This window comes from Streptomyces sp. NPDC016677 (genome assembly GCF_055562815.1).
On sequence record NZ_JBVHEO010000006.1, the window covers coordinates 179,245 to 200,568 of the forward strand.

The 21,324-nt window shown below is 74.2% G+C and carries 21 protein-coding genes and 2 pseudogenes; 8 read left to right on the forward strand and 15 right to left on the reverse strand.

All coding sequences use genetic code 11. The features are described from left to right. The first annotated feature begins 58 nt into the window (after positions 1–58). Positions 59–3,460, forward strand: coding sequence for a S41 family peptidase (locus tag ACZ3IG_RS19145; protein WP_467433392.1), 3,402 nt, complete (start codon positions 59–61; stop codon positions 3,458–3,460). Positions 3,461–3,512: 52 nt separating this feature from the next. On the opposite strand, the gene ACZ3IG_RS19150 is transcribed toward ACZ3IG_RS19145, so the two are convergent. The 4 genes from ACZ3IG_RS19150 to ACZ3IG_RS19165 all read right to left on the reverse strand — a co-directional run bounded on the left by ACZ3IG_RS19150 (position 3,513) and on the right by ACZ3IG_RS19165 (position 7,111). Beyond that, positions 3,513–3,695: a hypothetical protein gene (locus tag ACZ3IG_RS19150; protein WP_467433394.1), complete on the reverse strand. Its 183-nt coding sequence runs from the start codon at positions 3,693–3,695 to the stop codon at positions 3,513–3,515. Between the two features lie 94 nt (positions 3,696–3,789). Continuing rightward, positions 3,790–4,674: an SDR family oxidoreductase gene (locus tag ACZ3IG_RS19155; protein ID WP_467433396.1), complete on the reverse strand. Its 885-nt coding sequence runs from the start codon at positions 4,672–4,674 to the stop codon at positions 3,790–3,792. Beyond that, on the reverse strand, positions 4,671–5,600 hold the full coding sequence (locus tag ACZ3IG_RS19160) for an alpha/beta fold hydrolase (protein ID WP_467433397.1): 930 nt from the start codon (positions 5,598–5,600) through the stop codon (positions 4,671–4,673). Before ACZ3IG_RS19160 ends, ACZ3IG_RS19155 begins: the two co-directional genes overlap by 4 nt. Further along, positions 5,597–7,111: a flavin-containing monooxygenase gene (locus ACZ3IG_RS19165; RefSeq protein WP_467433398.1), complete on the reverse strand. Its 1,515-nt coding sequence runs from the start codon at positions 7,109–7,111 to the stop codon at positions 5,597–5,599. Before ACZ3IG_RS19165 ends, ACZ3IG_RS19160 begins: the two co-directional genes overlap by 4 nt. 133 nt (positions 7,112–7,244) lie before the next feature. Between ACZ3IG_RS19165 and ACZ3IG_RS19170 the strand changes: the two genes are divergently transcribed. Continuing rightward, complete coding sequence (locus ACZ3IG_RS19170; RefSeq protein ID WP_467433399.1) at positions 7,245–7,910, forward strand: MerR family transcriptional regulator; 666 nt, start codon at positions 7,245–7,247, stop codon at positions 7,908–7,910. 24 nt (positions 7,911–7,934) lie between these two features. Here the strand turns inward: ACZ3IG_RS19170 and ACZ3IG_RS19175 are convergent, their stop codons facing one another. Further along, the gene (locus tag ACZ3IG_RS19175; RefSeq protein ID WP_467433401.1) at positions 7,935–8,318 is read right to left on the reverse strand and encodes a winged helix-turn-helix transcriptional regulator; all 384 of its coding nucleotides are present in this window, start codon (positions 8,316–8,318) and stop codon (positions 7,935–7,937) included. A gap of 103 nt (positions 8,319–8,421) precedes the next feature. Here ACZ3IG_RS19175 and ACZ3IG_RS19180 point away from each other — a divergent pair, with 103 nt between their 5' ends. Next, positions 8,422–8,823 carry a RidA family protein gene (locus tag ACZ3IG_RS19180; protein ID WP_467433402.1) on the forward strand — a complete coding sequence of 134 codons (402 nt, stop codon included), beginning with the start codon at positions 8,422–8,424 and terminating at the stop codon, positions 8,821–8,823. Positions 8,824–8,884: 61 nt separating this feature from the next. On the opposite strand, the pseudogene ACZ3IG_RS19185 reads toward ACZ3IG_RS19180, so the two are convergent. Beyond that, positions 8,885–9,024, reverse strand: a pseudogene (locus ACZ3IG_RS19185) (winged helix-turn-helix transcriptional regulator); the annotation flags it as partial. 21 nt (positions 9,025–9,045) lie between these two features. Between ACZ3IG_RS19185 and ACZ3IG_RS19190 the strand changes: the two are divergent. Beyond that, a pseudogene (locus ACZ3IG_RS19190) lies at positions 9,046–9,233 on the forward strand (zinc-binding dehydrogenase); the annotation flags it as partial. On the opposite strand, the gene ACZ3IG_RS19195 reads toward ACZ3IG_RS19190, so the two are convergent. Both ACZ3IG_RS19195 and ACZ3IG_RS19200 read right to left on the reverse strand, forming a co-directional pair. Next, positions 9,226–10,044: an exodeoxyribonuclease III gene (locus ACZ3IG_RS19195; protein ID WP_467433404.1), complete on the reverse strand. Its 819-nt coding sequence runs from the start codon at positions 10,042–10,044 to the stop codon at positions 9,226–9,228. The pseudogene ACZ3IG_RS19190 and the gene ACZ3IG_RS19195 overlap by 8 nt on opposite strands. A gap of 34 nt (positions 10,045–10,078) precedes the next feature. Next, positions 10,079–11,158 (reverse strand): serine hydrolase domain-containing protein, encoded by a 1,080-nt coding sequence (locus ACZ3IG_RS19200; protein WP_467433405.1) that lies wholly within the window; start codon positions 11,156–11,158, stop codon positions 10,079–10,081. A gap of 162 nt (positions 11,159–11,320) precedes the next feature. Here ACZ3IG_RS19200 and ACZ3IG_RS19205 point away from each other — a divergent pair, with 162 nt between their 5' ends. Beyond that, positions 11,321–11,797 carry a GNAT family N-acetyltransferase gene (locus tag ACZ3IG_RS19205; protein WP_467433406.1) on the forward strand — a complete coding sequence of 159 codons (477 nt, stop codon included), beginning with the start codon at positions 11,321–11,323 and terminating at the stop codon, positions 11,795–11,797. Here the strand turns inward: ACZ3IG_RS19205 and ACZ3IG_RS19210 are convergent. Both ACZ3IG_RS19210 and ACZ3IG_RS19215 read right to left on the reverse strand, forming a co-directional pair. Next, the gene (locus tag ACZ3IG_RS19210) at positions 11,794–12,453 is read right to left on the reverse strand and encodes a response regulator transcription factor (RefSeq protein ID WP_467433407.1); all 660 of its coding nucleotides are present in this window, start codon (positions 12,451–12,453) and stop codon (positions 11,794–11,796) included. The two genes, ACZ3IG_RS19205 and ACZ3IG_RS19210, sit on opposite strands and share 4 nt — an antisense overlap. Further along, on the reverse strand, positions 12,426–13,688 hold the full coding sequence (locus ACZ3IG_RS19215; protein ID WP_467433698.1) for a sensor histidine kinase: 1,263 nt from the start codon (positions 13,686–13,688) through the stop codon (positions 12,426–12,428). Before ACZ3IG_RS19215 ends, ACZ3IG_RS19210 begins: the two co-directional genes overlap by 28 nt. Before the next feature lie 165 nt (positions 13,689–13,853). Here ACZ3IG_RS19215 and ACZ3IG_RS19220 point away from each other — a divergent pair, with 165 nt between their 5' ends. Both ACZ3IG_RS19220 and ACZ3IG_RS19225 read left to right on the forward strand, forming a co-directional pair. After that, positions 13,854–14,606: an ABC transporter ATP-binding protein gene (locus ACZ3IG_RS19220; RefSeq protein ID WP_467433408.1), complete on the forward strand. Its 753-nt coding sequence runs from the start codon at positions 13,854–13,856 to the stop codon at positions 14,604–14,606. Continuing rightward, positions 14,600–17,050 carry an ABC transporter permease gene (locus ACZ3IG_RS19225; protein WP_467433409.1) on the forward strand — a complete coding sequence of 817 codons (2,451 nt, stop codon included), beginning with the start codon at positions 14,600–14,602 and terminating at the stop codon, positions 17,048–17,050. Before ACZ3IG_RS19220 ends, ACZ3IG_RS19225 begins: the two co-directional genes overlap by 7 nt. An 87-nt stretch (positions 17,051–17,137) precedes the next feature. On the opposite strand, the gene ACZ3IG_RS19230 is transcribed toward ACZ3IG_RS19225, so the two are convergent. Both ACZ3IG_RS19230 and ACZ3IG_RS19235 read right to left on the reverse strand, forming a co-directional pair. Then, entirely contained in the window at positions 17,138–17,380 is a 243-nt protein-coding gene (locus ACZ3IG_RS19230; RefSeq protein ID WP_467433410.1) for a DUF5133 domain-containing protein, read from the reverse strand. 155 nt (positions 17,381–17,535) lie between these two features. Beyond that, positions 17,536–17,919, reverse strand: coding sequence for an STAS domain-containing protein (locus ACZ3IG_RS19235; RefSeq protein WP_467433413.1), 384 nt, complete (start codon positions 17,917–17,919; stop codon positions 17,536–17,538). A 104-nt stretch (positions 17,920–18,023) separates the two neighbouring features. On the opposite strand from ACZ3IG_RS19235, the gene ACZ3IG_RS19240 reads away from it, so the two are divergent. Further along, positions 18,024–18,386 (forward strand): helix-turn-helix transcriptional regulator, encoded by a 363-nt coding sequence (locus ACZ3IG_RS19240; RefSeq protein WP_467433414.1) that lies wholly within the window; start codon positions 18,024–18,026, stop codon positions 18,384–18,386. 300 nt (positions 18,387–18,686) lie between these two features. Here ACZ3IG_RS19240 and ACZ3IG_RS19245 read toward each other — a convergent pair whose 3' ends face one another. The 3 genes from ACZ3IG_RS19245 to ACZ3IG_RS19255 are packed head-to-tail and all read right to left on the reverse strand — an operon-like array spanning position 18,687 to position 21,138. Further along, a complete protein-coding gene (locus tag ACZ3IG_RS19245) occupies positions 18,687–19,052 on the reverse strand; it encodes an STAS domain-containing protein (RefSeq protein ID WP_467433415.1) in 366 nt (121 codons plus the stop codon). Between the two features lie 8 nt (positions 19,053–19,060). Further along, positions 19,061–20,335: a PP2C family protein-serine/threonine phosphatase gene (locus ACZ3IG_RS19250; protein WP_467433416.1), complete on the reverse strand. Its 1,275-nt coding sequence runs from the start codon at positions 20,333–20,335 to the stop codon at positions 19,061–19,063. Continuing rightward, positions 20,335–21,138: an alpha/beta fold hydrolase gene (locus ACZ3IG_RS19255; protein ID WP_467433417.1), complete on the reverse strand. Its 804-nt coding sequence runs from the start codon at positions 21,136–21,138 to the stop codon at positions 20,335–20,337. The genes ACZ3IG_RS19250 and ACZ3IG_RS19255 overlap by 1 nt, the downstream gene beginning before the upstream one ends. Positions 21,139–21,324 lie beyond the last annotated feature (186 nt).

A 21,324-nucleotide genomic window follows, 5' to 3' on the forward strand; every position in this document is an offset into this window, starting at 1 on the left:
CTGTAAGGCCCCTGCCGGCGCCCGTCACGAGTTGCTGCGCCACGGTCCCCGGAAAAGCATGGACAGGGTGAGCTATCTGCGTTTTCCGCACCTCCACGCCGACCTGCTGTGCTTCGTGGCCGAGGACGACCTCTGGCTGGCGTCGCCGGCCGACCCGGGCCACGCCCGGCGGCTCACCGTCGACCGCACCAAGGTCTCCCACCCCCGCTTCTCGCCCGACGGCCGCCACATCGCGTACACGAGCTGGCGCAGCCTCCTGCCGGAGGTGCACCTGGTGCCCGTGACGGGCGGGCCGGGGCGGCAGCTCACCCACTGGGGCTCGCTGGACACCCGGGTGTGCGGCTGGGCACCGCCGGACGAGGACGGCGGGTCCGCCGTGCTCGCCGTCACCTCGCAGGGCGAGCCGTTCTCCCACCTGACCTGGGCGTACAAGATCTCCTGCGACGGCGATCCCGGCCGCAAACTGCCCTGGGGACCGGTCTCCGGCCTCCAGGCCGCCGAGATCGACGGCGAGCGCAGGACCCTCCTGCTCACCGGCACCCCGCCGCACGAACCCGCCGCCTGGAAGCGCTACCGGGGCGGCGCCACCGGCCGCCTGTGGCTGCACGGCCAGCGGCTGCTGGAGGGCCTGGACGGCCATCTGCACTGCCCCATGTTCGTCGGCGGCCGGATCGCCTTCCTCTCCGACCACGAGGGCGTCGGCAACCTGTACTCGTGCGCGTACGACGGCTCCGGTCTGCGCCGCCACACCGACCACGACGCCTTCTACGCCCGGCACGCGGCGAGCGACGGCACCCGCGTGGTCTACCAGTGCGCGGGTGAGCTGTGGATCGTCGACGACCTCGCGCCGGACGCGGTGCCGCGCCGGCTCGACGTACGGCTGGACGGTGCGCGGGCGGGACGGCGTACGTACCAGGTGCCCGCCGCCCAGCACGTGGCCGGCGTCTCCGTGGACGAGACGGGGCGGGCCAGCGCGGTGGTGGTGCGCGGCAGCCTGTACTGGCTCACCCACCGGGACGGTCCGGCCCGTACCCTCGCCGACACCCCGGGGGTGCGGGTGCGGCTGCCGGAGATGCTCGGCGCCAGCGGGCGGGTCGCCTACGTCACGGACGCCGAGGGCGAGGACGCCGTCGAGATCGCCCACCTGCCGCGCGCCACCGGGGGGCGGGCACCGAGGCGACTGGCCTCCGGGCGGCTCGGCCGCGTCCTGGAGACGGTCTCCGACCCCCAGGGCCAGCGCCTGGCCCTCGCCACCCACGACGGCCGCCTCCTGCTCCTCGACGTCTCCGACACCGACGCGGAGGCGGAGGGCGGGACGGGGGCGGGGGCGGACGCGGTGACCGGCGTGGAGACCGGCACCGCCTCCGGCACGGCACCCCGCACGGAGACCGACGCCGAGACCCGCACCGGAACCCACGGCCTCACCGAGCTGATCCGCTCCGTCAACGGCCCCGTGCGCGACCTCGCCTTCTCCCCGGACGGGTGCTGGCTGACCTGGTCCCACCCCGGCATCGGCCGCACCCTGAGGCAGATCAAGATGGCCCGGATCGGCGGCCGGGCGGACGGCCCCGTCGTCATCGACGTCACCGACGGCCGCTTCGAGGACGAGAACCCCGTCTTCACCCGCGACGGCCGCTACCTCGCCTTCCTGTCCTGGCGCGGCTTCGACCCGGTGTACGACGTCCACACCGGCGACCTCTCCTTCCCGCTGGGCTGCCGCCCCTACCTGGTCCCGCTCTCCTCGGCCACCCCGTCCCCCTTCGCGCTGAACCCGGAGGGCCGCCCCGCCGCCGGCGGACTGGACCCCGCCGAGGAGGGCACCGGCGAGGGCGGCGCGGTGACCGTCGAGGTGGAGGGGCTGGCGAGCCGGGTGACGCCGTTCCCGGTCACCGCGTCCAAGTACTCCGCGCTGCACCCGGTGGACGGCGGCGGCCTGGTCTGGCTGCGCTGGCCGATCTCCGGCGCGCTCGGCGAGACCTTCGCCAACCCGAACGACCCCAGCGAGCGGCCCACGCTGGAGCACTTCAGCCTCGCCAAGGCACGCAAGTCCGAACTCGTCGACCACCTGGACTGGTTCTCCGTCAGCGGCGACGGCACCCGGCTCGTCGTCCTGGACGAGGGCGACCTGCGCGCCGTACCCGCCACCGAGCCCGGCGACGGCGACTCGACCACCTGGATCGACGCCCGCCGCATCCTGCACCAGGTGGACCCGGGCGCCGAGTGGCGGCAGGCGTACGCGGAGGCCGGGCGGCTGACCCGCGCCTTCTTCTGGGAACCGGGGATGTGCGGCATCGACTGGGACGCGGTGCTGGACCAGTACCGCCCGCTGGTGGAGCGGGTCGCCACCCCGGACGACTTCGCCGACCTGCTGCGCGAGGTCCTGGGCGAGCTGGGCACCTCGCACGCCTATGTCGCCGCCGCCCGCCGCAACGAGGGCCCGGCGCACTACCAGCGCCTCCAGGGCCTGCTGGGCGCCGACTTCACCTGCCGGGACGGCCGCTGGACCGTGCGGCGGGTGCTGCCCGGCGACTCCTCCGACTCCAAGGCCCGCTCCCCGCTGGCCGGCACCGGCATCCGCGAGGGCGCGGCCCTCACCCATGTCGACGGCCGCCCCGTGGACCCGGCCGCCGGGCCCTTCCCCCTGCTGGCGGGTGCGGGCGGCACGACGGTCGAGCTGACCTTCGTACCGGCCGAGGACGGCCCCGCCCGCCGGGTCGCCGTCGTCCCGCTCGTCGACGACCGGCCGCTGCGCTACCAGGACTGGGTGGCCAAACGCCGGGAGGTGGTACGGGAGTTGAGCGGCGGGCGGTGCGGCTATCTGCACATCCCGGACATGGGCGGCTCGGGCTGGGCGCAGTTCAACCGGGATCTGCGCATGGAGGTGTCCCGGCCCGCGCTGATCGTGGACGTGCGCGGCAACGCGGGCGGGCACATCAGCGAGCTGGTGGTGGAGACGCTGAGCCGCACCATCCTGGGCTGGGACCTGACCAGGAACGCGCAGCCGGTGTCGTACGCCTCCAACGCGCCGCGCGGGCCGGTCGTCGCGCTGGCGGACGAGGCGACCTCCTCGGACGGCGACATGATCACGGCGGCGTTCAAGCTGCTGGGGCTGGGGCCGGTGGTCGGGCAGCGGACCTGGGGCGGGGTGGTCGGCATGACCGGCCGGCACCGCCTGGGCGACGGCACGGTGATCACGGTGCCGATGAACGCGGCCTGGTTCGACGCGTACGGCTGGTCGGTGGAGAACCGGGGCGTCGACCCCGACGTGCCGGCCCTGCGCACCCCGCTGGACTGGGCCGAGGGCCGCTACCCGGTGCTGGACGAGGCGGTCCGGCTGGCCCTGCGGCTGCTGGAGACCGAGCCGCCGGCCACCCCGCCCGGCCTCCACGACGTACCGGACCGCTCCCGCCCGCCGCTGCCGCCCCGGAACCGGGGGGACCGGGACCAGAACGGGACGTGACGGGGGGCGCCCCCCGCGAACGGGGGGCGCCCCTGCGGCCGTCAGCGGCGGGTCAGACGTCGCGCTCCCGGCGGGAACGCTCCGACGGCTCCTGGTGCAGCGGCTGGTCCATGCCTTCGTCGTCGTCCCGACGACCCGCACGGTCCTGCATCCGGTCGCGGGCCTGCTCGGCCTTCTGCCGGCCCTGCTGCTGCATCCGCTCGGCCTTCTCCTGGAACTGGTCCTTCATACCCATGTGGGTTCACTCCTGGGTGAGATCGGACCCGGCCGACGACGGTGTTGGCCGGGCCCGATCAGATTCACACGGGCGGTGACCGTGCGCATGTCGATCAGTCACGGAGCGTGGCGCGCTGCTGTTCGTCGGCCGCGCCACCCGCTCCGACCAGGCCCTTTCCGACGCCGGAGAGCCGGTCGCCGACCCGCCGCATCTCCCGCTGCCCGAGGGTGCCGATGAGCCCGGGGAGGTAGCCGCGCACGCCCTGCATGCCGCGCAGCCACCACTGCCCGTAGACATGCGTCCGGCGCCCTTCGATGCCCTCGACGAGCCGGTCGACCGCCGGGCCCAGCGGGTACGTCTTGTTCGACGGCCAGGGCAGCCGCTGGCGCAGCTCCCGCATCACGTCGTCCTGGTCGGCGCCGCGCACCATGTCGGTGTCGGTCCAGGAGAGGTAGCCGACGCCGACCTTCACGCCGCGGTGCCCGACCTCGGCGCGCAGGGCGTGCGCGTACGCCTCCACGCCCGACTTGGAGGCGCAGTACGCGGACATCATCGGGGCGGGCGTGAGCGCGGCCAGCGACGCGATCTGGAGCAGGTAGCCACGGGTCTCCAGGAGCGCCGGCAGGAAGGCGCGGCCGGTCACCGCCGAGCCGATCAGGTTGACCTCGACGACCCGCCGCCAGGAGACGGGGTCGGAGTCGACGAACGGGCCGCCGGTGGCGACACCGGCGTTGGCGACGACGATGTCGACGCGGCCGAACCGTTCCTTCACCTCGCCGGCGACCCGGGCCATCACCTCGTGGTCGGTGACGTCGGCGTGCCAGATCTCGCTCTCCCCGTGCAGCCGGGCGGCGACCTGCTTCAGCCCGTCCGGCTCCAGCCCGACCAGCGCCACCCGCACCCCGCGCACGGACAGCTTGCGGGCCAGCAGTTCTCCGACGCCGCGCGCCGCTCCGGTGACGACAGCGACGCGTCCCTCCAGGCTCACCGTGCTCATGCGCTCTCCTTCGCGGCTGCGGGTATGTGGGTCTCGGCGAGTGTGCGTATCTTCGCGGTGACGAGGTCCGGGGCCTCCAGGGGCGTCATGTGACCGACCCCGGGCAGTTCGGTGAGGCCGGCGGGGCGGGGCAGCGCGGCGGCCAGCGTCCGGGCGTGCACCGGCGGGGTCAGCCGGTCGGCGGTGCCGACGACCACCTCGACCGGCACCGTCAACTCCCGTATGCCGTGCTCCAGGTCGAGCCGGTCCAGCACCCGGGACCAGGCGTGCCGCACCCCGCGCGGGCAGGCGTGCACGATCCGGGCGCACGCCTCCACCATGTGCGGGGCCGCGTCCGGGCCCATCGTCCCGTACTTGAGGACGCGCCGGGCGGCGGGCGTGACCGGTCCGAGCGGCGCGCGGGAGCCGAGTACGCGCCGGGTCAGCCAGGTCCGTACCGGTCCCGCCGGCAGCGGCAGCACCGTCGCGGAGGCGACCAGCCGCGCGGCGCCCGTGCTGCACAGCAGGGCGGCGGCCACGTGCTCGCGCACCGCGGGGCGGGCGCCGGCCGCCAGGACGGTCATGCCGCCCATGGAGTGCCCGGCGACGACGGCCCGTTCGCCGGGGGCGAGGGTGGCGTCCAGTACGGCTTCGAGGTCGTCGGCGAGGGCGTCGGTGGTGCAGGCGGGGCTCGCCGGGCTGCGGCCGTGCCCGCGCTGGTCGTAGGCGATGACCCGGTGCCCGTCGGCGGCCAGGGCCCGTATCTGCGCGGCCCAGAAGGCGGTCGAGCAGGTCCAGCCGTGGGCGAGGACGACGGCGGGGGCTCCCTGGGGCCCGCCGTGCACCTCTACGTGCAGCCGGGCGCCGTCGGCGGACACGGCGGTCAGTTCACGGACCGGGACGGGCGGCGCGTACGGGCCGGCGGCGACGGCGGACATCCGGCTCACGCGCCCACCTCCGCGCTCCGCCCGGCCGGCGCCTGGCTCGCGGCCGGCCGCAGGACGTCGTACTCCGCGAGATCCACGCGCCGGGTCGCGCGCCGGAACTCGGTGGTCGTACCGGGCCAGATGGTGGTGTTGCGGCCGCTGGCGTCCAGGTACCAGCTCGTGCAGCCGCCGGTGTTCCACACCGTCCGCTTCATCCGCTCCTGCACCCGCCGGTTCCAGGCGTCGACGGCGGCGGGCCGGGCGTCGAGGGCGGCCCGCCCGCCCAGCACGCGCAACTGCCGCAGATAGTCGGCGAGGTAGTTCAGCTGGGACTCGATCATGAGGATCATGGACGTGTTCGCGAGGCCGGTGTTGGGCCCGATGACGGTGAGGAAGTTCGGGAACCCGGCCGCCGAGGAGCCGCGCAGCGCCTCCATGCCGCTCTTCCAGCTCTGCGCGAGGGTGTGCCCGTCCGCGCCGACGACGCGCTCCGCGATCGGCATGTCGGTGACGTGGAAACCGGTCCCGAAGATGATGACGTCGGCCTCGGTCTCGGTACCGTCGGCGGCGACGAGGGTGGAGCCGCGCACCTCGCTCAGCCCGCTCGCGACGACCTCCGTGTTCGGCCGGGCGAGCGCCGGATAGTAGTCGTTGGACAGCAGGATGCGCTTGCAGCCGATGCGGTAGTCGGGGGTCAGCTTGGCGCGCAGGGCCGGGTCCTTGACGGCGCGGGCCATGTTCCGCTTGGCGAGCAGTTCGACGAACCCGAGTTCCTCGGGGTGTTTGGTGAACGCCTGCACCTGGAGTTCCCGGATGCCCCACAGCAGGCCCCGGCGCAGTCGCGTGGTGACGGGGAGCGTCCGGTGCAGGAAGCGCTCGGCGCCGCTGATCGGCCGGTCCACGCGGGGCATGACCCAGGCGGGGGTGCGCTGGAACAGCGTCAGCCGGGCGGCCCTGGGCTGGATGGCGGGCACGAACTGGATGGCGGAGGCGCCGGTGCCGATGACGGCGACGCGCTTGCCGGTGAGGTCGTGGTCGTGGTCCCAGCGGGCGGAGTGGAAGACCTTGCCGGGGAAGGAGTCCAGTCCCGGGATGTCCGGGATCTTCGGGTCGGACAGCGGTCCGGTGGCGGAGACGACGACGTCGGCGGTGAGCCGCCCGCTCGCCGTCTCGATCTCCCACCGCACCTCCCGGGCGTCCCAGGTCATCCGCTTCACCTCCGAGTGGAGGCGGAGGTGCGGGCGCAGCCCGAAGGTGTCGGCGACGTGCTCCAGGTAGGCGCGGATGTGGCGCTGCCCGGAGAAGGTGCGCGGCCACTCCGGATTGGGCGCGAAGGAGAACGAGTACAGGTGGGACGGCACGTCGCACGCGCACCCCGGATAACTGTTGTCCCGCCAGGTCCCGCCGACCTCGCCCGCCCGTTCCAGGATCACGAAGTCCGTGATCCCCTCCCGGCGCAGCCGTACGGCGGCACCCAGCCCGCCGAACCCGGACCCGACCACCGCGACCCGTACATGCTCGTGCTCGGTCATCCCGACGCCTCCACGCACCGCCGTAGACTCTGCCAGTGAACACTGGCGCAATGGGGAGCGTAGAGCAGCCCGCTACTCATGGGTAGGGGTCGGGAAAAAGAAAGTTACCGTCGGTACGCCGTAAGGTCAGGGCGTGACGGACAAGCGCGAATACCGCATGGAGGAACTGGCCCGGCTGGCCGGCATCACAGTGCGCACCCTGCGCTTCTACCGCGAACGCAGACTGCTCCCGCCGCCCCGCCGCGAGGGCCGCATCGCCTGGTACGACGACCACCACCTGGCCCGCCTGCGCACCATCTCGGCGCTCCTGGAACGCGGCCACACCCTCAACGGCATCGCGGAACTGGCCGACGCCTTCGACCACGGCCGCGACGTCGGCGACCTGCTCGGCCTCGGCGAGCCCACCGAGGAGACCCCGGTCCGCCTCACCCCCGAGGAACTCGCCGACCGCTTCCAGGGCCAGGACACTCCGGAGAACCTCGCCGCCGCGATGGACCTCGGCTACCTGGGCACCGACGGCGACGAGATCGTCCACATCAGCCGCCGCCTGCTGGACGCGTCCACCGCCCTGGTCCGCGAGGGCGTCCCGCTCGCGGAGGTCCTGGCCGCCGGCCGCCGCGTCCGCACCCACGCCGAGGCCCTGGCCGGCCTCTTCGCCGACCTGGTCCTGCACCACGCGTCCGAGGACGACCTGCCCCGACTGCGGCCACTGGCGCGCAGCGTGGTGGAGGCGGAACTGTCACTGGCGCTGGACCGGCGGCTGCGGAAGGGGGCGCGCGGTTCCGCGCCACGCGCCTGAACCGGCCGCCGGCCCGGCGCCCCCTCAGGCGTCGAAACGGCCGCGGGCGCTCTCGATGTGACCGAGGTGCTGGTGGGTCCAGCCGCATATGGCGTCGACGGCGGCGAGCAGGCCCCGGCCCGGCTCGGTGAGGGTGTACTCGACCCGCGGCGGCACGGTGGGGTGCACCTTCCGGTCGACCAGGCCGTTGCGCTCCAGCATGCGCAGGTTCTGGGTGAGCATCTTGTGGCTGACGCCCTCGACCTCGTTCCGCAACTCGCCGAAGCGCAGGGTGCGTTCACCGAGCGCCTCGATGATCAGGAGCGCCCACTTGTTGGCGACGTCCGAGAAGATCTCCCGGGCCAGGGAGTCCGCGCGCCGAAGATCGGCGTCCTCGGGCAGGCCCTTGAGCAGTTGCTTGGTCACCATGAGGTTCCTCAGTCACCGAAAAGTGCGTTCTTCCAGGTAAGCCCTCACTCTCTTACAGTTCCCGAGTAACCACAAGAGAGCAGTCCGGGAAAGGGCGAACACCGTGGCCACCATTGATGTCTTCCAGTACGACGTGCCGGCCGAGAGCGACTTCGGCTACGCGCAGGCGATCAGGTCCGGCGAGCTGATCCACGTCTCCGGACAGCTCGCGTTCGACGAGGCGGGCGAGTTCCTTCACGCGGGCGACTTCGCCGCCCAACTCGCGCGGACCTACGTCAACATGGACCGGGTCCTGGACCACTACGGCGCCACCCGCAACCAGGTCGTCTCGCAGACCGTGTACGTGGTGGACCTGGGCCGCAACGCGGCGGCGGCGGCCGAGGGCAACCTCGGGTACTTCGGCGATCACCGCCCTGCCAGCACGGTCGTGGGCGTCACCGAACTGACCCTGCCCGGCCAGGTCGTCGAGATCAGCTTCGTCGTCGACACGAGGCTGCCCGCCTGAGGGCTCGAATCCGCCCGGTGGGCAGCGGGCTCGTCGTCACGCTCGCTCCCGACGCGACGCCCTACGGTGCCGGGTGGGCGACCGGACCGGGACCGGCGGCGTCGAACGCGTCGAGCACTGCGCCGCCGTCCGCGCCCTCACCCACTCGGTCAGCGTGTGGACCGGACCGATCAACGTCGCCCCGAGCGGGGTGAGTTCGTGGAGCCGGCCGCCGGATGCGAGGCGGCCGGGCCGCGCTTCAGCGGCATCGCGGCCGACCCCGATCCGGTCGCCCTGCGGGGCCGCGTCGACCTGGTCGAACGGGGCAGGCTCCGGGTCCCTGCGCAGGAGACGTTCCCGTTCGAGCGCGTCGCCGACGCGACCGGCTGCTCGACGGCGGCCACCTGAGGGGCAAGCTCGTCCTCACCCTCCTGACCAGGGGGTGTCGTACACCACCGTCACCGGCGCGTGGTCCGACCACCGCTCCTCGTGAGCGGCGGCCCGCTCGACGAAGCCCTTGACCGCGCGGGCGGCCAGGCCAGGGGTCGACACGTGGTAGTCGATGCGCCACCCGGCGTCGTTGTCGAAGGCCCGCCCCCGGTAGGACCACCACGAGTACGGCCCCTCACCCTCCGGGTGCAGCGCCCGCACGACGTCGACGTACCCGCCCTCGGCCGGGTCGAGCACCCTGCTCAGCCACTCCCGCTCCTCCGGCAGGAACCCGGAGTTCTTCCGGTTCGCGCGCCAGTTCTTGAGGTCGGCCTCCTGGTGGGCGATGTTCCAGTCCCCGCAGACGACGACCTCCCGCCCGTCGGCGGCGGCCCGCTCGCGCAGCTCCTTGAGGTAGGCGAGGAACTCCCCCATGAAACGGACCTTCTCGTCCTGCCGCTCGGTCCCGACCTCGCCGGACGGCAGGTACAGGGAGGCGACCGTCACACCGGGCAGGTCGGCCTCCACGTACCGCCCGCTGCCGTCGAACTCCGACGACCCGAACCCGACCCGCACCCGGTCGGGCTCACGGCGCGTGTAGAGGGAGACGCCGGCCCGCCCCTTGGCCGCGGCGGGCGCGTGCGTGACGTACCACCCCTCGGGCTCCCGGACGCCCTCGGGCAGCTGCTGCGGCTCGGCCCGCACCTCCTGGAGGCACAGCACATCGGCGGAGGTGGCGCCGAGCCACTCGACGAAGCCCTTCCTGGCGGCGGCGCGGAGGCCGTTGACGTTGACGGAGGTGACGGTGAGCATGGGGGCAGGGTACTGGGCCGCCCCGGCGGTGGGCTCAGGAGCCGGCCAGCTCGTCGAGCAGGGCGAAGACGAGGGTGTCGAACGGGCGCGTGGTGTCGCTGTAGGTGTTCACCATCATCACCACCGCCGTCCCACCGGCCCGGTCGAACGCCGCACACGTGCTGAAGCCGTACGTGCCGCCGTTGTGCCAGGTCACCGTCCGGCCGTCGGACAGCGCGCCGAAGTGCCAGCCGAGCCCCAGCCGCACGCCCGTGGCGGGATCGGTGAAGTGGTCGCGCTGCGTCAGCTCGATCGCGTCCCGCAGCGGCGAGCGCTCCGGCCGCAGCTGGGCGCCCAGGTAGCGGAGCATGTCGTCGGCGGTGCTGTACATCGAGGTGCCCGCGCCGCTGAGGACGCGGTCGCGCCAGTCGGGAACCTCTTCCCCGGCCAGGTGGCCGACGGCCTTGCGGGCAGCCATGTCCGGCCGCAGGGTCGTGGTCGTGTCCGACAGGCCCAGCGGTGCGGCCACCCGGCGCCACAGCATCGCGTCCACGCCGTCGAACGCCAGTGCCTGGCCGAGCAGCCCGAAGCCCAGGTTGGAGTACGCGTACGCGCTGCCCGGCTCGTTGTCCAGGGGGGTCTGGGGCAGACCGGTGGCCAGGTCCGCCAGCGTGTAGTGCGCGTACGGGTCGTACGGGTCCGCCCCGGCCAGGAGGTTGGCGGGCAGGCGGGGCAGGCCCGAGGAGTGCGTCGCCAGGTCGCGCAAGGTGATCCGCCGTGTCTTTCCGCGGGGGACGGTGAACCCGGACGGCAGGCGGAGCGGCGTGTCCAGGCGGACCGTGCCCGCACCCACCGCGCGCGCCAGCGCCGTGGCGGTCAGCGTCTTGCCGATGGAGCCGAGCTGGAACACCGTTCTGCCCTCGGGGACGGGGCCGTCCTGAGCGGCCCCGGCCACGTACCGGCGGCCACCACTGATGACACCGATCACCGCGCTCGGCGCGCCGGCGGCCAACGCGCGGTCGAGGCAGGGCCGCACCCGCGCGGCCAGACCGTCCCCGGCCGCCACGGCCCTGCCCGGTATCAGCGCCGCACCGGCCACGGTCACCGCCGTGCCCAGCAGCCTTCGTCGATCCACGGTCCGCTCCTTCGCCGTCCGGCAGGGAGTACGGGCATGTACTCCGGCGTCGAGTGAAACGGCTCCGGCCGCCGACATCAACAGGCCCCGGACGGCTCCCCGGCGTGAGGCACACTGGACGGCGTCCCACCTCCCCCCTTGCACATACATACGGTAGGAAAAATGGAGATACGCCCCGTCCCCTTCGACCACCCCGACGCCGTGAAGCTCAACGACGAGGTCCAGGCCGAGTACGCCCTCCGCTACGGCGACGACGGCGACGCCACCTACCTGGAACCCTCGCACTTCGCGCCGCCGAACGGCCTCTACCTCATCGCGTACGACGAGGGCGACGTCCCGGTGGCGACGGGCGGCTGGCGCTCCCAGGAGGCCAACGAGGAGAACTACCGGGACGGGGACGCCGAGCTGAAGCGGATGTTCGTGATCGAGCAGATGCGCGGCCGTGGGCTGGCCCGCCGCGTCCTGGCCGCGCTGGAGGCGGACGCCCGCGCGGCGGGCCGGAAGCGCATGGTGCTGGAGACCGGGACCAAGCAGCCGGAGGCCGTGGCGCTGTATCTGTCCAGCGGGTACGAGCGGTGCGAGAGCTTCGGCTACTACCGTTTCCACGAGGAGAGCCTCTGTTACGCCAAGAAGCTCTAGGCCCGCAGAAACGCCAGCACCGCCAGCACCCGCCGGTGGCTGTCGTCGGCCGGCGGCAGGTCCAGCTTGGTCAGGATGGACCCGATGTGCTTGCCGACGGCCGCCTCGGACACCACCAGCGCCCGGGCGACCGCCCCGTTGGACCTGCCCTCCGCGACCAGCGCCAGCACCTCCCGTTCGCGCGGAGTGAGCCTGGCCAGCGGGTCCCGGCGGCGGCGCAGCAACTGCCGTACCACCTCGGGGTCGACGACCGTGCCGCCGGCCGCGACGCGCGTCAGGGCGTCCACGAACTCCTCGACCTGGCCGATCCGGTCCTTGAGGAGATAGCCGACGCCGGTGCCGTCACCGGAGTCCAGCAACTCGGCGGCGTAGGCGCGCTGCACGTACTGGCTGAGCACCAGCACCGGCAGTCCGGACCGCTCCGCACGCAGCGTCACGGCGGCCCGCAGCCCCTCGTCGTGCAGCCCCGGCGGCATCCGTACGTCCGTCACCACCACGTCCGGCCCGTGCTCCCCGACCGCGGTGACCAGGGCGTCCGCGTCACCGACCGCCGCGACGACCTCGTGCCCGAAGCGGGTGAGCAGGCCGATGAGCCCCTCCCGCAGCAGCACGCTGTCCTCGGCGAGGACTATCCGCAAGGGTCTGTCGGCCGGCAAGGGATCTCCACTCGCAGCAGGGTCGGTCCGCCCGGCGGGCTGGACAGGGAAAGTGTGCCAGCGAGGACCGACACCCGGTCCGCGAGCCCGGTCAGTCCGCTGCCGCCGTCCGGGTCCGCGCCGCCGCGCCCGTCGTCGGCGACCTCCAGCGCCAGGCGCCCGTCCGCGTATCCGCCGCGCACCGCCGCCCGCCCCGCGCCGCTGTGCTTGGCCACGTTGGCCAGCGCCTCGCACACCACGAAGTACGCCGCGCTCTCGACGGGCCGCGGCAGCCGCCCGGGAACGGACAGCTCCAGGTCCACCGGTACGGGGCTGCGGTCGGCGGCGTCGGCCACGGCGGCGTCGAGCCCGTAGTCGGCCAGCACCTTGGGGTGGATGCCGTGGATGAGTTCGCGCAGGTCGGCCAGGGCCAGCTCGGCCTCCCGGTGGGCGCGGGCGAGCTGCTCGGCGAGGGAAGTGCCGGGCGGGGCGTCGAGGCGGGCGAGGCCCAGGGCCATCCCGAGGGCGACCAGCCGCTGCTGGGCCCCGTCGTGCAGGTCCCGTTCGATGCGCCGGCGCTCCGCCTCGAAGGCGTCGACCAGCCGGGCCCGGGACCGGACGAGTTCGGTGACCCGGTCGCCGCCCCGCGACGACAGCAGCGCCCGCGCCAGCTCGGCCCGCGCCCCCGCCAGCACCCCCAGGGCGTAGGCCCCGGCGGCCAGCAGCACCAGCCCCAGCACGGCGGCCGCCGAGGCGGCCGGCCAGGTGTCCACGAGCCAGACCTTCAGCACCTTCGCCTCGCCGTCGGCGGCGACCAGCGCGGGCGCGGCGACCATCGAGAGGGGCAGGACCGCGCAGGTCAGGACGGCCGCCGCGTCCAGCGGCCACAGGACGACGCCGAGCAGCAGCGCGTACGCCAGCTCCCGCCAGGTCGCCGCCTCCCGTATCCGGGTGGTCAGCCACGCGGGCAGTCCCGGCCGGCCGGGCACCCGGTGCTGCCCGGCGGGCACCGGCCCCACCCCCGCCAGCCACAGCCGCCGGCGCTCGACGGCGGCCACGGGTATCCCGGACAGCGCGGTCAGCCCCAGCACCGGGATTCCGAGGAGTACGACGGCCAGGGCTCCCCCGACCACCACCCCGCCGACGATCACCACCAGCACGACCGCCCCGGACAACGCCCCGCTGACCAGGTACGCGACCGCCCGCCAGGGCCACCCCGACCCCAGGTATCCGCGCCTCGCGAGCGCCCCCCACATCGTCATGCGGCTCACCGTACGGGCGGCCGGCCCGCCCTCACCATCACCGTGACCGGAGCGTGGAGGGTATGCCTGGCCCTACCCCGAGACTCGCCCTCGCCGCACTGACCGGGCCCGTGCTCCAGGGGTTTCGTAGAGCCCTGACCAGCGAGGAAGGGCGATGACATGGCAAGCGACGCGATCGACGTGCGGGACGTGAGCAGACGGTACGGATCAGGGGACGGCGGGGTGCGGGCGCTGGACGGCGTCTCCCTCGCCTTCCCCGCCGGCACCTTCACCGCCGTGATGGGCCCGTCCGGCTCGGGCAAGTCGACGCTGCTGCAGTGCGCGGCGGGCCTGGACCGGCCCACCTCCGGTTCGGTGCGGCTCGGCGGGACGGAGCTGACGGGGCTGAGCGAGCGGCGGCTGACGCTGCTGCGCCGGGAGCGGATCGGGTTCGTGTTCCAGGCGTTCAACCTGCTGCCGTCGCTGACCGCCGAGCAGAACGTCGCCCTGCCGCTGCGCCTGGCCGGCCGCCGCCCGCAGCGGTCCGAGGTGCGGGAGGCGCTGCGCCGGGTCGGTCTCACGGACCGGGCACGGCACCGGCCGTCGGAGCTGTCCGGCGGCCAGCAGCAGCGGATCGCGCTGGCCCGCGCCCTGATCACCCGCCCCGAGGTGCTGTTCGCCGACGAACCGACCGGCGCGCTCGACCCGACGACGGGCCGTCAGGTCCTGGCGCTGCTGCGGGAGATGGTGGACGCCGACGGCCGCACGCTGGTCATGGTGACGCACGACCCGGTGGCCGCCGCGTACGCGGACCGGGTGGTGTTCCTGGTGGGCGGGCGGGTGCACGGCGAGCTGGCGGGCGCACCGGCCGGGGAGATCGCGGCTCGTACGACCTCCCTGGAGACGCGCGACGCGGAGGCCGTCCCGTGCTGACCCTCGCCCTGCGCACCCTGCGCACCCGCTGGACCGCCTTCACCGGCGGCTTCGTCGCCCTGGCGCTCGGCGTCGCGCTGCTCACCGTGATGGGTCTGGCCCTGGCCGCCGCGGCGGACGCCCCCGACCGCGCCCCGCAGCGGTTCGCCGCCGCGCCGGTGGTGGTGCGCGGCGAGGACACCCTCCGCGTGCCGACCCCGATCGGCGTGCGGACCGCGGCGCTGGACCGCCCGCGTCCCGTACCGTCCCGCACGGTCGCCGCCCTGCGCGCGCTGGGCGAGGTCACCGAGGACCGCTCCTTCCCGGTCCGGGCCGAGGGCGGGCCGGCCTCCCTGGTGGGCCACCCCTGGTCGACGGCCGCCTTCGCCCCGTACGAGCTGAGCGCGGGCCGCGCACCCCGCGCCGCCGACGAGGTCGTGACCACGGGCCGCTGGGCCGCGCCCGGCGACCGGCTGCGCACCGGACACGGCCCCGTGCGCGTCGTCGGGACGGTCACCGGCCCCGGCTCCGAGGACGCCGTCTTCTACCCCGACGCCCGCGCCGCGCGGCTGGCCCCGGTGAGCGACCAGTTGGTGGTGGACGCGGACCCGGCCGACGTACGCCGCGCCGTGGACGGCCGGGCCCAGGTGCTGACCGGGGACGCGCGGCGCCTGGCGGACCCGGCCCCCGGCCGGGACGCGACGGCCGTGACCGCGCTGAACTCCCTGTTCGGGACGGCGGGCGGGGTGGCCGCCTTCGTGTCCGTGTTCGTGGTGGCGTCGACGTCCGCGTTCACGGTGGCGCAGCGGCGCCGGGAGTTCGGGCTGCTGCGGCTGGCGGGCGCGACGCCGGGCCAGGTCCGGCGGACGGTGACCGCGGAGGCGCTGCTGGCCGGCGTGGCCGCCTCGGCGACGGGCTGCGCGCTGGGCGGGTACGCCGCCCCGCACCTGGCGGCACACACCGTGGCGGGGGGCCTCGCGCCGGACTGGTTCGCGATCGGGGACCACACCTGGCCGTATCACGCGGCGTTCTGGACGGGACTGACGGTGGCGCTGTGCGGGGTGACGGCGGCGTCCTGGCGGGCGGGGCGGACCCGGCCGGCCGAGGCGCTGCGCGAGGCGTCGGTGGATGACGGCGCCCTCACCCGGGGCCGTCTGCTGGGTGGTACGGCGCTGCTGGCGACGGCCGCCGGGACGGCCGCGTGGGCGCTGCTGACCGACCCGGGCGAGCTGCTGCACCGCAAGACGTACATCAGCCGCCCGATGCTGCTGATCACGGCGGTGGCCCTGCTCTCCCCCGTCCTCGTACGCCCCCTGATCCGGCTGGTCGCCTGGCCGGCGTCGCGGCTGCCGGGCGCGGGCGGCGTCCTCGTACGGCAGAACGCGGCGGCGGGCGTCCGCCGGGCCGCGTCCGTCGCGGCGCCGGTCCTGGTGACGGTGGCGCTGACGGGCTCACTGCTCGGGGCGACGGCCACCCTGGACGCGGCGGGGGCGGCCGAGGCGCGGGCCCGGACGACGGCCGACTTCGTGGTGACGGCCGCGGACCTGGACGAGGCGGCGGTACGGCGGCTGCGGGCGGTGCCCGGCACGGCGGCGGTCTCGGCGACGGCGACCGGCGCGGTGTACGTCGTGGAGGAGGGCGTGGCCCTGGTCCGGTCCGCCGCCCGGGCGGCCGAGCCGCGGGCGCTGGCCGCCACCACCCGGCTCCCGGTGACGGCCGGCCGGCTCACCGGCCTGGACGACGACTCGATCGTCGTCAACGAGGAGTGGGAACGGCACACCGTGGGCGAGCGGATTCCGGTCCTCCTCGGCGACGGCACCCGCCGGACGCTCCGTGTCGCCGCCGTCCTGGCCACCGGCACGGGCGACAGCGGCGTGTACGTCACCCCGGCCAACGCGCCACGCGCCCCGGTGGACCGGGTGGAGGTGACGGTGGCGGACGGCGCCGACCGGGACACCGTGGCGGCGGGACTGCGGGAGGCGGTGCGGTCCTCGGACGCCCGGGTCCGCACCGCCGCCGCCTGGCTGGCGGCCACCGCGCCCCGCTCCGACGGCACGACCCGGCTCGGTTTCCTGCTGGTCCTGGGCATCGCCCTGGTCTACGCGGCCATCGCCCTGGCCGGCACCCAGGTCATGGCGACGGCCGGCCGGCGCCGCGAACTGACCGCCCTGCGTCTGACCGGAGCCACCGCGCCCCAGGTCCTGCGCCTGGTCGCGGCGGAGGCGCTGACGGTGGCCGCCGCCGGCGCGCTGCTCGGCGTCCTGGTGGCGGCCCTGAACCTGCTCACGATGACCGGCGCCCTGTCCCTGCTGTCGGCCCCGTCCGCCCCGGTGCTCCCGTGGCCCGCCCTCGGCGCGGCGACGGGCGCCTGCGTCCTGACTGCGGTGCTCTTCGCGGTGGTGCCGGCGGCGCGCATGACGCGCGCGGCCGCCTCCGCCGGACGTCCGCGAGGACGACGCCCGTAGTCGCGCGGGGACGACGTCTCCCCTCGGCACCCGCGGCTCCGGGGCGACGCGACGTCCCCGGTGCCGCGCCGCGCCTGCTCCGCCGCCCTACGCCGCCAGTGTCTCGGTCTCGCGGGAGACCCCCGTACGGCCGGCGTACTGCTCAAGCAGCGTGTCCGCCACGCGCAGCGCCTGCTCGGCGGTGCGGGCCCCGGTCATGACGCACAACGTGTACGTGGCGTCCTCAAGAGCCTTGCTCGTGCGGCCGGTGGGGCACACATCGTGGTCGATGCGCGCCTGGGCGAACCGGGCCAGCACCGTGCGCAGTTCCTTCTCCGCCGGAACGATCATGGTGATACCTCTCCCTCACATGCCCCGTACGGGGCGCACCGCGAAACCTTGGGCACTTGAGCAGCAGCACGTCGACGAATGCCCCTCCTCGGCGGATCCACTCCCGCGCGCGGAGCCGGGCCGGCTCGGGCCGCGGCAGGCCGGACGCCGGGCGGTCAGCAGGTGGCGGCCTCCTCCACCGTCTCCCGCACGGTGAGAACGGTGTCGACCCCGGTCAGCTGCAGCAGCCGCCGCACCTGCCACGACGGCGCGGCCACACGCAGGTCCGCCGTCTGGCGGGTGAGGATCAGCAGGTTCAGCAGGGTGGAGTCCGCGAAGGTGATGCCCGAGGCCTCCAGGACCACCCTCGGACTCTTCCCGGCCGCGGCGGCCAGCGCCTCCGCCAGGGGTGCGATCGAGGACGCGTCGTAGGCGCCTCGCGCACCGACGACCCGGGCACCGCGCCACGCGTACTGCGCCACCGTGGTCCCGTCCGCCGCCCGCGGCCGGCTTCCGTCGTCCCGGCGCACGCACCTGGCCGCCTCTTCGTTCACTGACACGCTGGGGTACCTCCTGCACTCCCCGAAACATGACGGTCCTGCATTACGTGAAAACTATGTCATGTATTAGGCGTCCGGCAAAAGCCGTCCCTAAAATGCTGGGCATGGTTCCAGTGCCTGAATCCCACTCCGGATGGACGTTCGTCACCAACCACGCCCGCGTACTGGCGGTCATCGCCGACAACCCCAACGTCCGGATCCGCGACATCGCCGCCCACTGCCGGCTGACCGAGCGCGCCGTCCAGCGGATCATCTCCGACCTGGAGCAGGACGGTTACCTCTCCCACACCCGCGACGGCCGCACCAACACCTATCGCGTCCAGCCGGACAAGGTGCTGCGTCATCCGGCGGAAGCGGGCCTGACCGTGGCGTCCCTGCTGTCCCTCCTGGTACGGGACGAGACCGACCGCGCGCACGGGTCCGGCGAGCAGATGCCCCGCCTGGCCGGCAGCAACGGCATGCGGTAACGGCGACGTGCGGTGACGGCGGATCGGAAGCCGGTTGGGACAGCGGCCCCGGCCACCGCGATCGGCCGCGGCAGCGGAGCGGCAGCGAAGGACCGCCACGGCCTCTCCGGACCTCACGGCCCGCGCCGGCCCGCGTGTGACTGCCCGGCCGGACCGGCCTCAGTCCTCCTCCGCCGGCACGGACAGGCCGGTTCTCCTGCGCGGCGCCGGCTGCTTCACCCCGCACGGCCGCACCCCGCGCCGGCCCGCGCCGTGACAGGCCGGGACGGTGTCCTCGGCGTTCATCTCGCATCGATCATTTCAGGCTGACCCAGCGGGACGCCCGGACGGGTCGGGGCCGTCGGCGGCGGTGCCGTCGGGCAGCGCGAAGATCTGGTCCAGGCCCACGATGCGCAGCACCCGCAGGGTGTGGTCGGGCACCCCGGCCAACGCGATGCCGGCCCGGGCGGCCCGCGCGTGGTGGTGGGCGACGATCAGGGCGGTGATGCCGCTGGAGTCGCAGAACTCCATCCCGGTCAGATCCAGCACCAGGCGCTGTCCCGGCCGGAGGGTGAGGGTCGCGAGCAGTTCGCGCAGTCGGCCGGCGGTGGCGTGGTCGAGATCGCCGACGATCTCCAGAACGGGACCGTCGGGAACGTTTCGGGCGGTGATGCGCAGCGGGTTCATGCGGTGACTCAGGTCCGGGGGGCGCGGGCGGGGACGCCCAGAGCGAGCAGGGCGGTGTCGTCGTCGAGGCCGTCACCGAAGGTTTCCAGCAGGTCGGTCAGGGCCTGGATCACGGCCTTCGGGGACTGGCCGGCGCGGCCCCGGGCGAAGTCGAGCAGAGCCTCGTCGCCGTAGAGGTCGGCGCGGTCCTCACCGGTACGGGCTTCGGTGAGGCCGTCGGTGTACAGCACCAGGGTGTCGCCGGGGCCGAGGAGGGCCGTGGCGGTGGTGAAGGTGGCGTCGGGCAGGACACCGACGAGGAGACCGCCGGGGGTCGGCAGGAAGTCGGCGGTGCCGTCGGCACGCAGGACCAGGGCCGGGGGGTGACCGCCGGAGGCGAGACGGACGGTGACGCGGCCGGTGCGGGGGTCGGGGTCGAGGGTGCCGAAGATGACGGTGCAGTAGCGCGGGTCGTCGCCGGTGTAGCGCTCGTGGAGCACCTGGTTGAGCGTCGTCAGGGCGGAGACGGGGTCGGGGTCGGCCACGGCGGCGGCGCGCAGGGTGTAACGGGTCAGCGAGGTGACCGCGGCGGCCTGGGGCCCCTTGCCGCACACGTCGCCGAGGAAGAAGGCGAAACGTCTGCCGTCGATGGGGAAGAGGTCGTAGAAGTCGCCGCCGAGCCGGTCCGGGGACGCGGTGCGGTAGTGCACGGCCGCCTCCGCCCCCGGTACCGACGGCAGGGTGGCTGGCAGCAACGACTGCTGGAGCACGGCGAGGGCGTCCTGCAACCGGGCCCGGTCGGCCTCCGCCTCGGCGCGTGCCCCTTCCGCCTCCTTACGGGCTCGCAGCAGTTCCTCTTCGTAGGCGCGGCGCTGCCGGGCGTCGAAGACGGTGCTGCGGATCAGCAGGGACTCACCGGTACTGCCGTGCTTGACCACGGAGGAGACCAGCACCGGTATCCGGCCGCCGCCGGACTGTCTGATCTCCAGGGCTACCCCGCTGACCTCACCCTGCATCCGCAGCAGCGGCGCGAAGTGCGTCTCGTGGTACAGCTTGCCGCCCACGGTCAGCAGGTCGGTGAACCGCATGCGGCCCACCACGGCCTCCCGCCCGAGGCCCAGCCAGCCGAGCAGAGTCGCGTTGATCTTGGCGATGGTGCCGTCCATCAGCGTCGACAGGTAGCCGCACGGCGCGCTCTCGTACAGTTCCTCGGCGCTGTCCTCCAGGAGCGAGGCGAACACCACACCCGCCGGCTGTGCGTCGTCGGCGTCGTACGGGTCCGGCTGCTGCCCGGCGCGGCACATCACTGCAGACGCGCCAGGAAGTCGGTTATCGCCGCGTTGGTCGCCTCCGGCGCGGACAGGTGTGGGCAGTGCCCCGTGGCGTCGAGCGTGACCAGCTTCGACCCGGGTATCGTCCGGTGGACGAACGCACCGACCTCCCGGGGGGCGATGACGTCCTGGAGGCACTCGAGCACCAGCGTCGGCACGCTCACACCCTTCAGGTCGTCCCGCGAGTCCGACAGGAACGTGGCCTGGGCGAAGACGCGCGCCATGGCCGGGTCCGTGGCGCAGAAGCTGTTCGTCAGTTCCTCGCCCAGCTCGGGCCGGTCCGCGTTGCCCATGATCAGGGGCGCCATCGTCGCCGACCAGCCCAGGTAGTTCGCCTCCAGGGAGGCCAGCAGTTCGCCGATGTCCTCGGCGCTGAACCCGCCCCGGTAGCCCTCCTCGTCGATGTAGCGCGGCGACGGCGTCACCATGACCAGCGCCCCGATCCGCTCCGGCGCCATTCCGGCGGCCAGCACCCCGATCATCGCGCTCACCGAGTGCCCCACGAACACGGCGTCGCGCAGGTCGAGCGCCTCGCACACCTCGACCGCGTCACGGGCGTAGCCGTCCAGCGCCGCGTAGCGCTGCTGTGAGAACGCGGACAGATCCGAGCGGCCGGAACCCACGTAGTCGAACAGCACCACCCGGTAGTCGTCCGCCAGGGCGGGCACCGTCAGCCGCCACATGTTCTGATCGCAGCCGAACCCGTGCGCGAGCACCACCGTCCGCCCTTGAGGGTTCCCGGTGACCGTCACATTGTTCCTGCGTTCGACATCCATACCTCCCACTCTCTCAGGCTCCGTCCGATCGGGCGCCCCGCTCCTCGCCGGCGCCACCCTGGTGAGCCCCGCCCGCCGCGCGGCCTCCGCCACCGGGCCGCTGACGCTGTCCAGCTCCCGCCGGTCTGCGGGGGGGGTCGCCCCGCACCGTTTCCCGACACGACGATGCCTCGCAAACGACGAAGA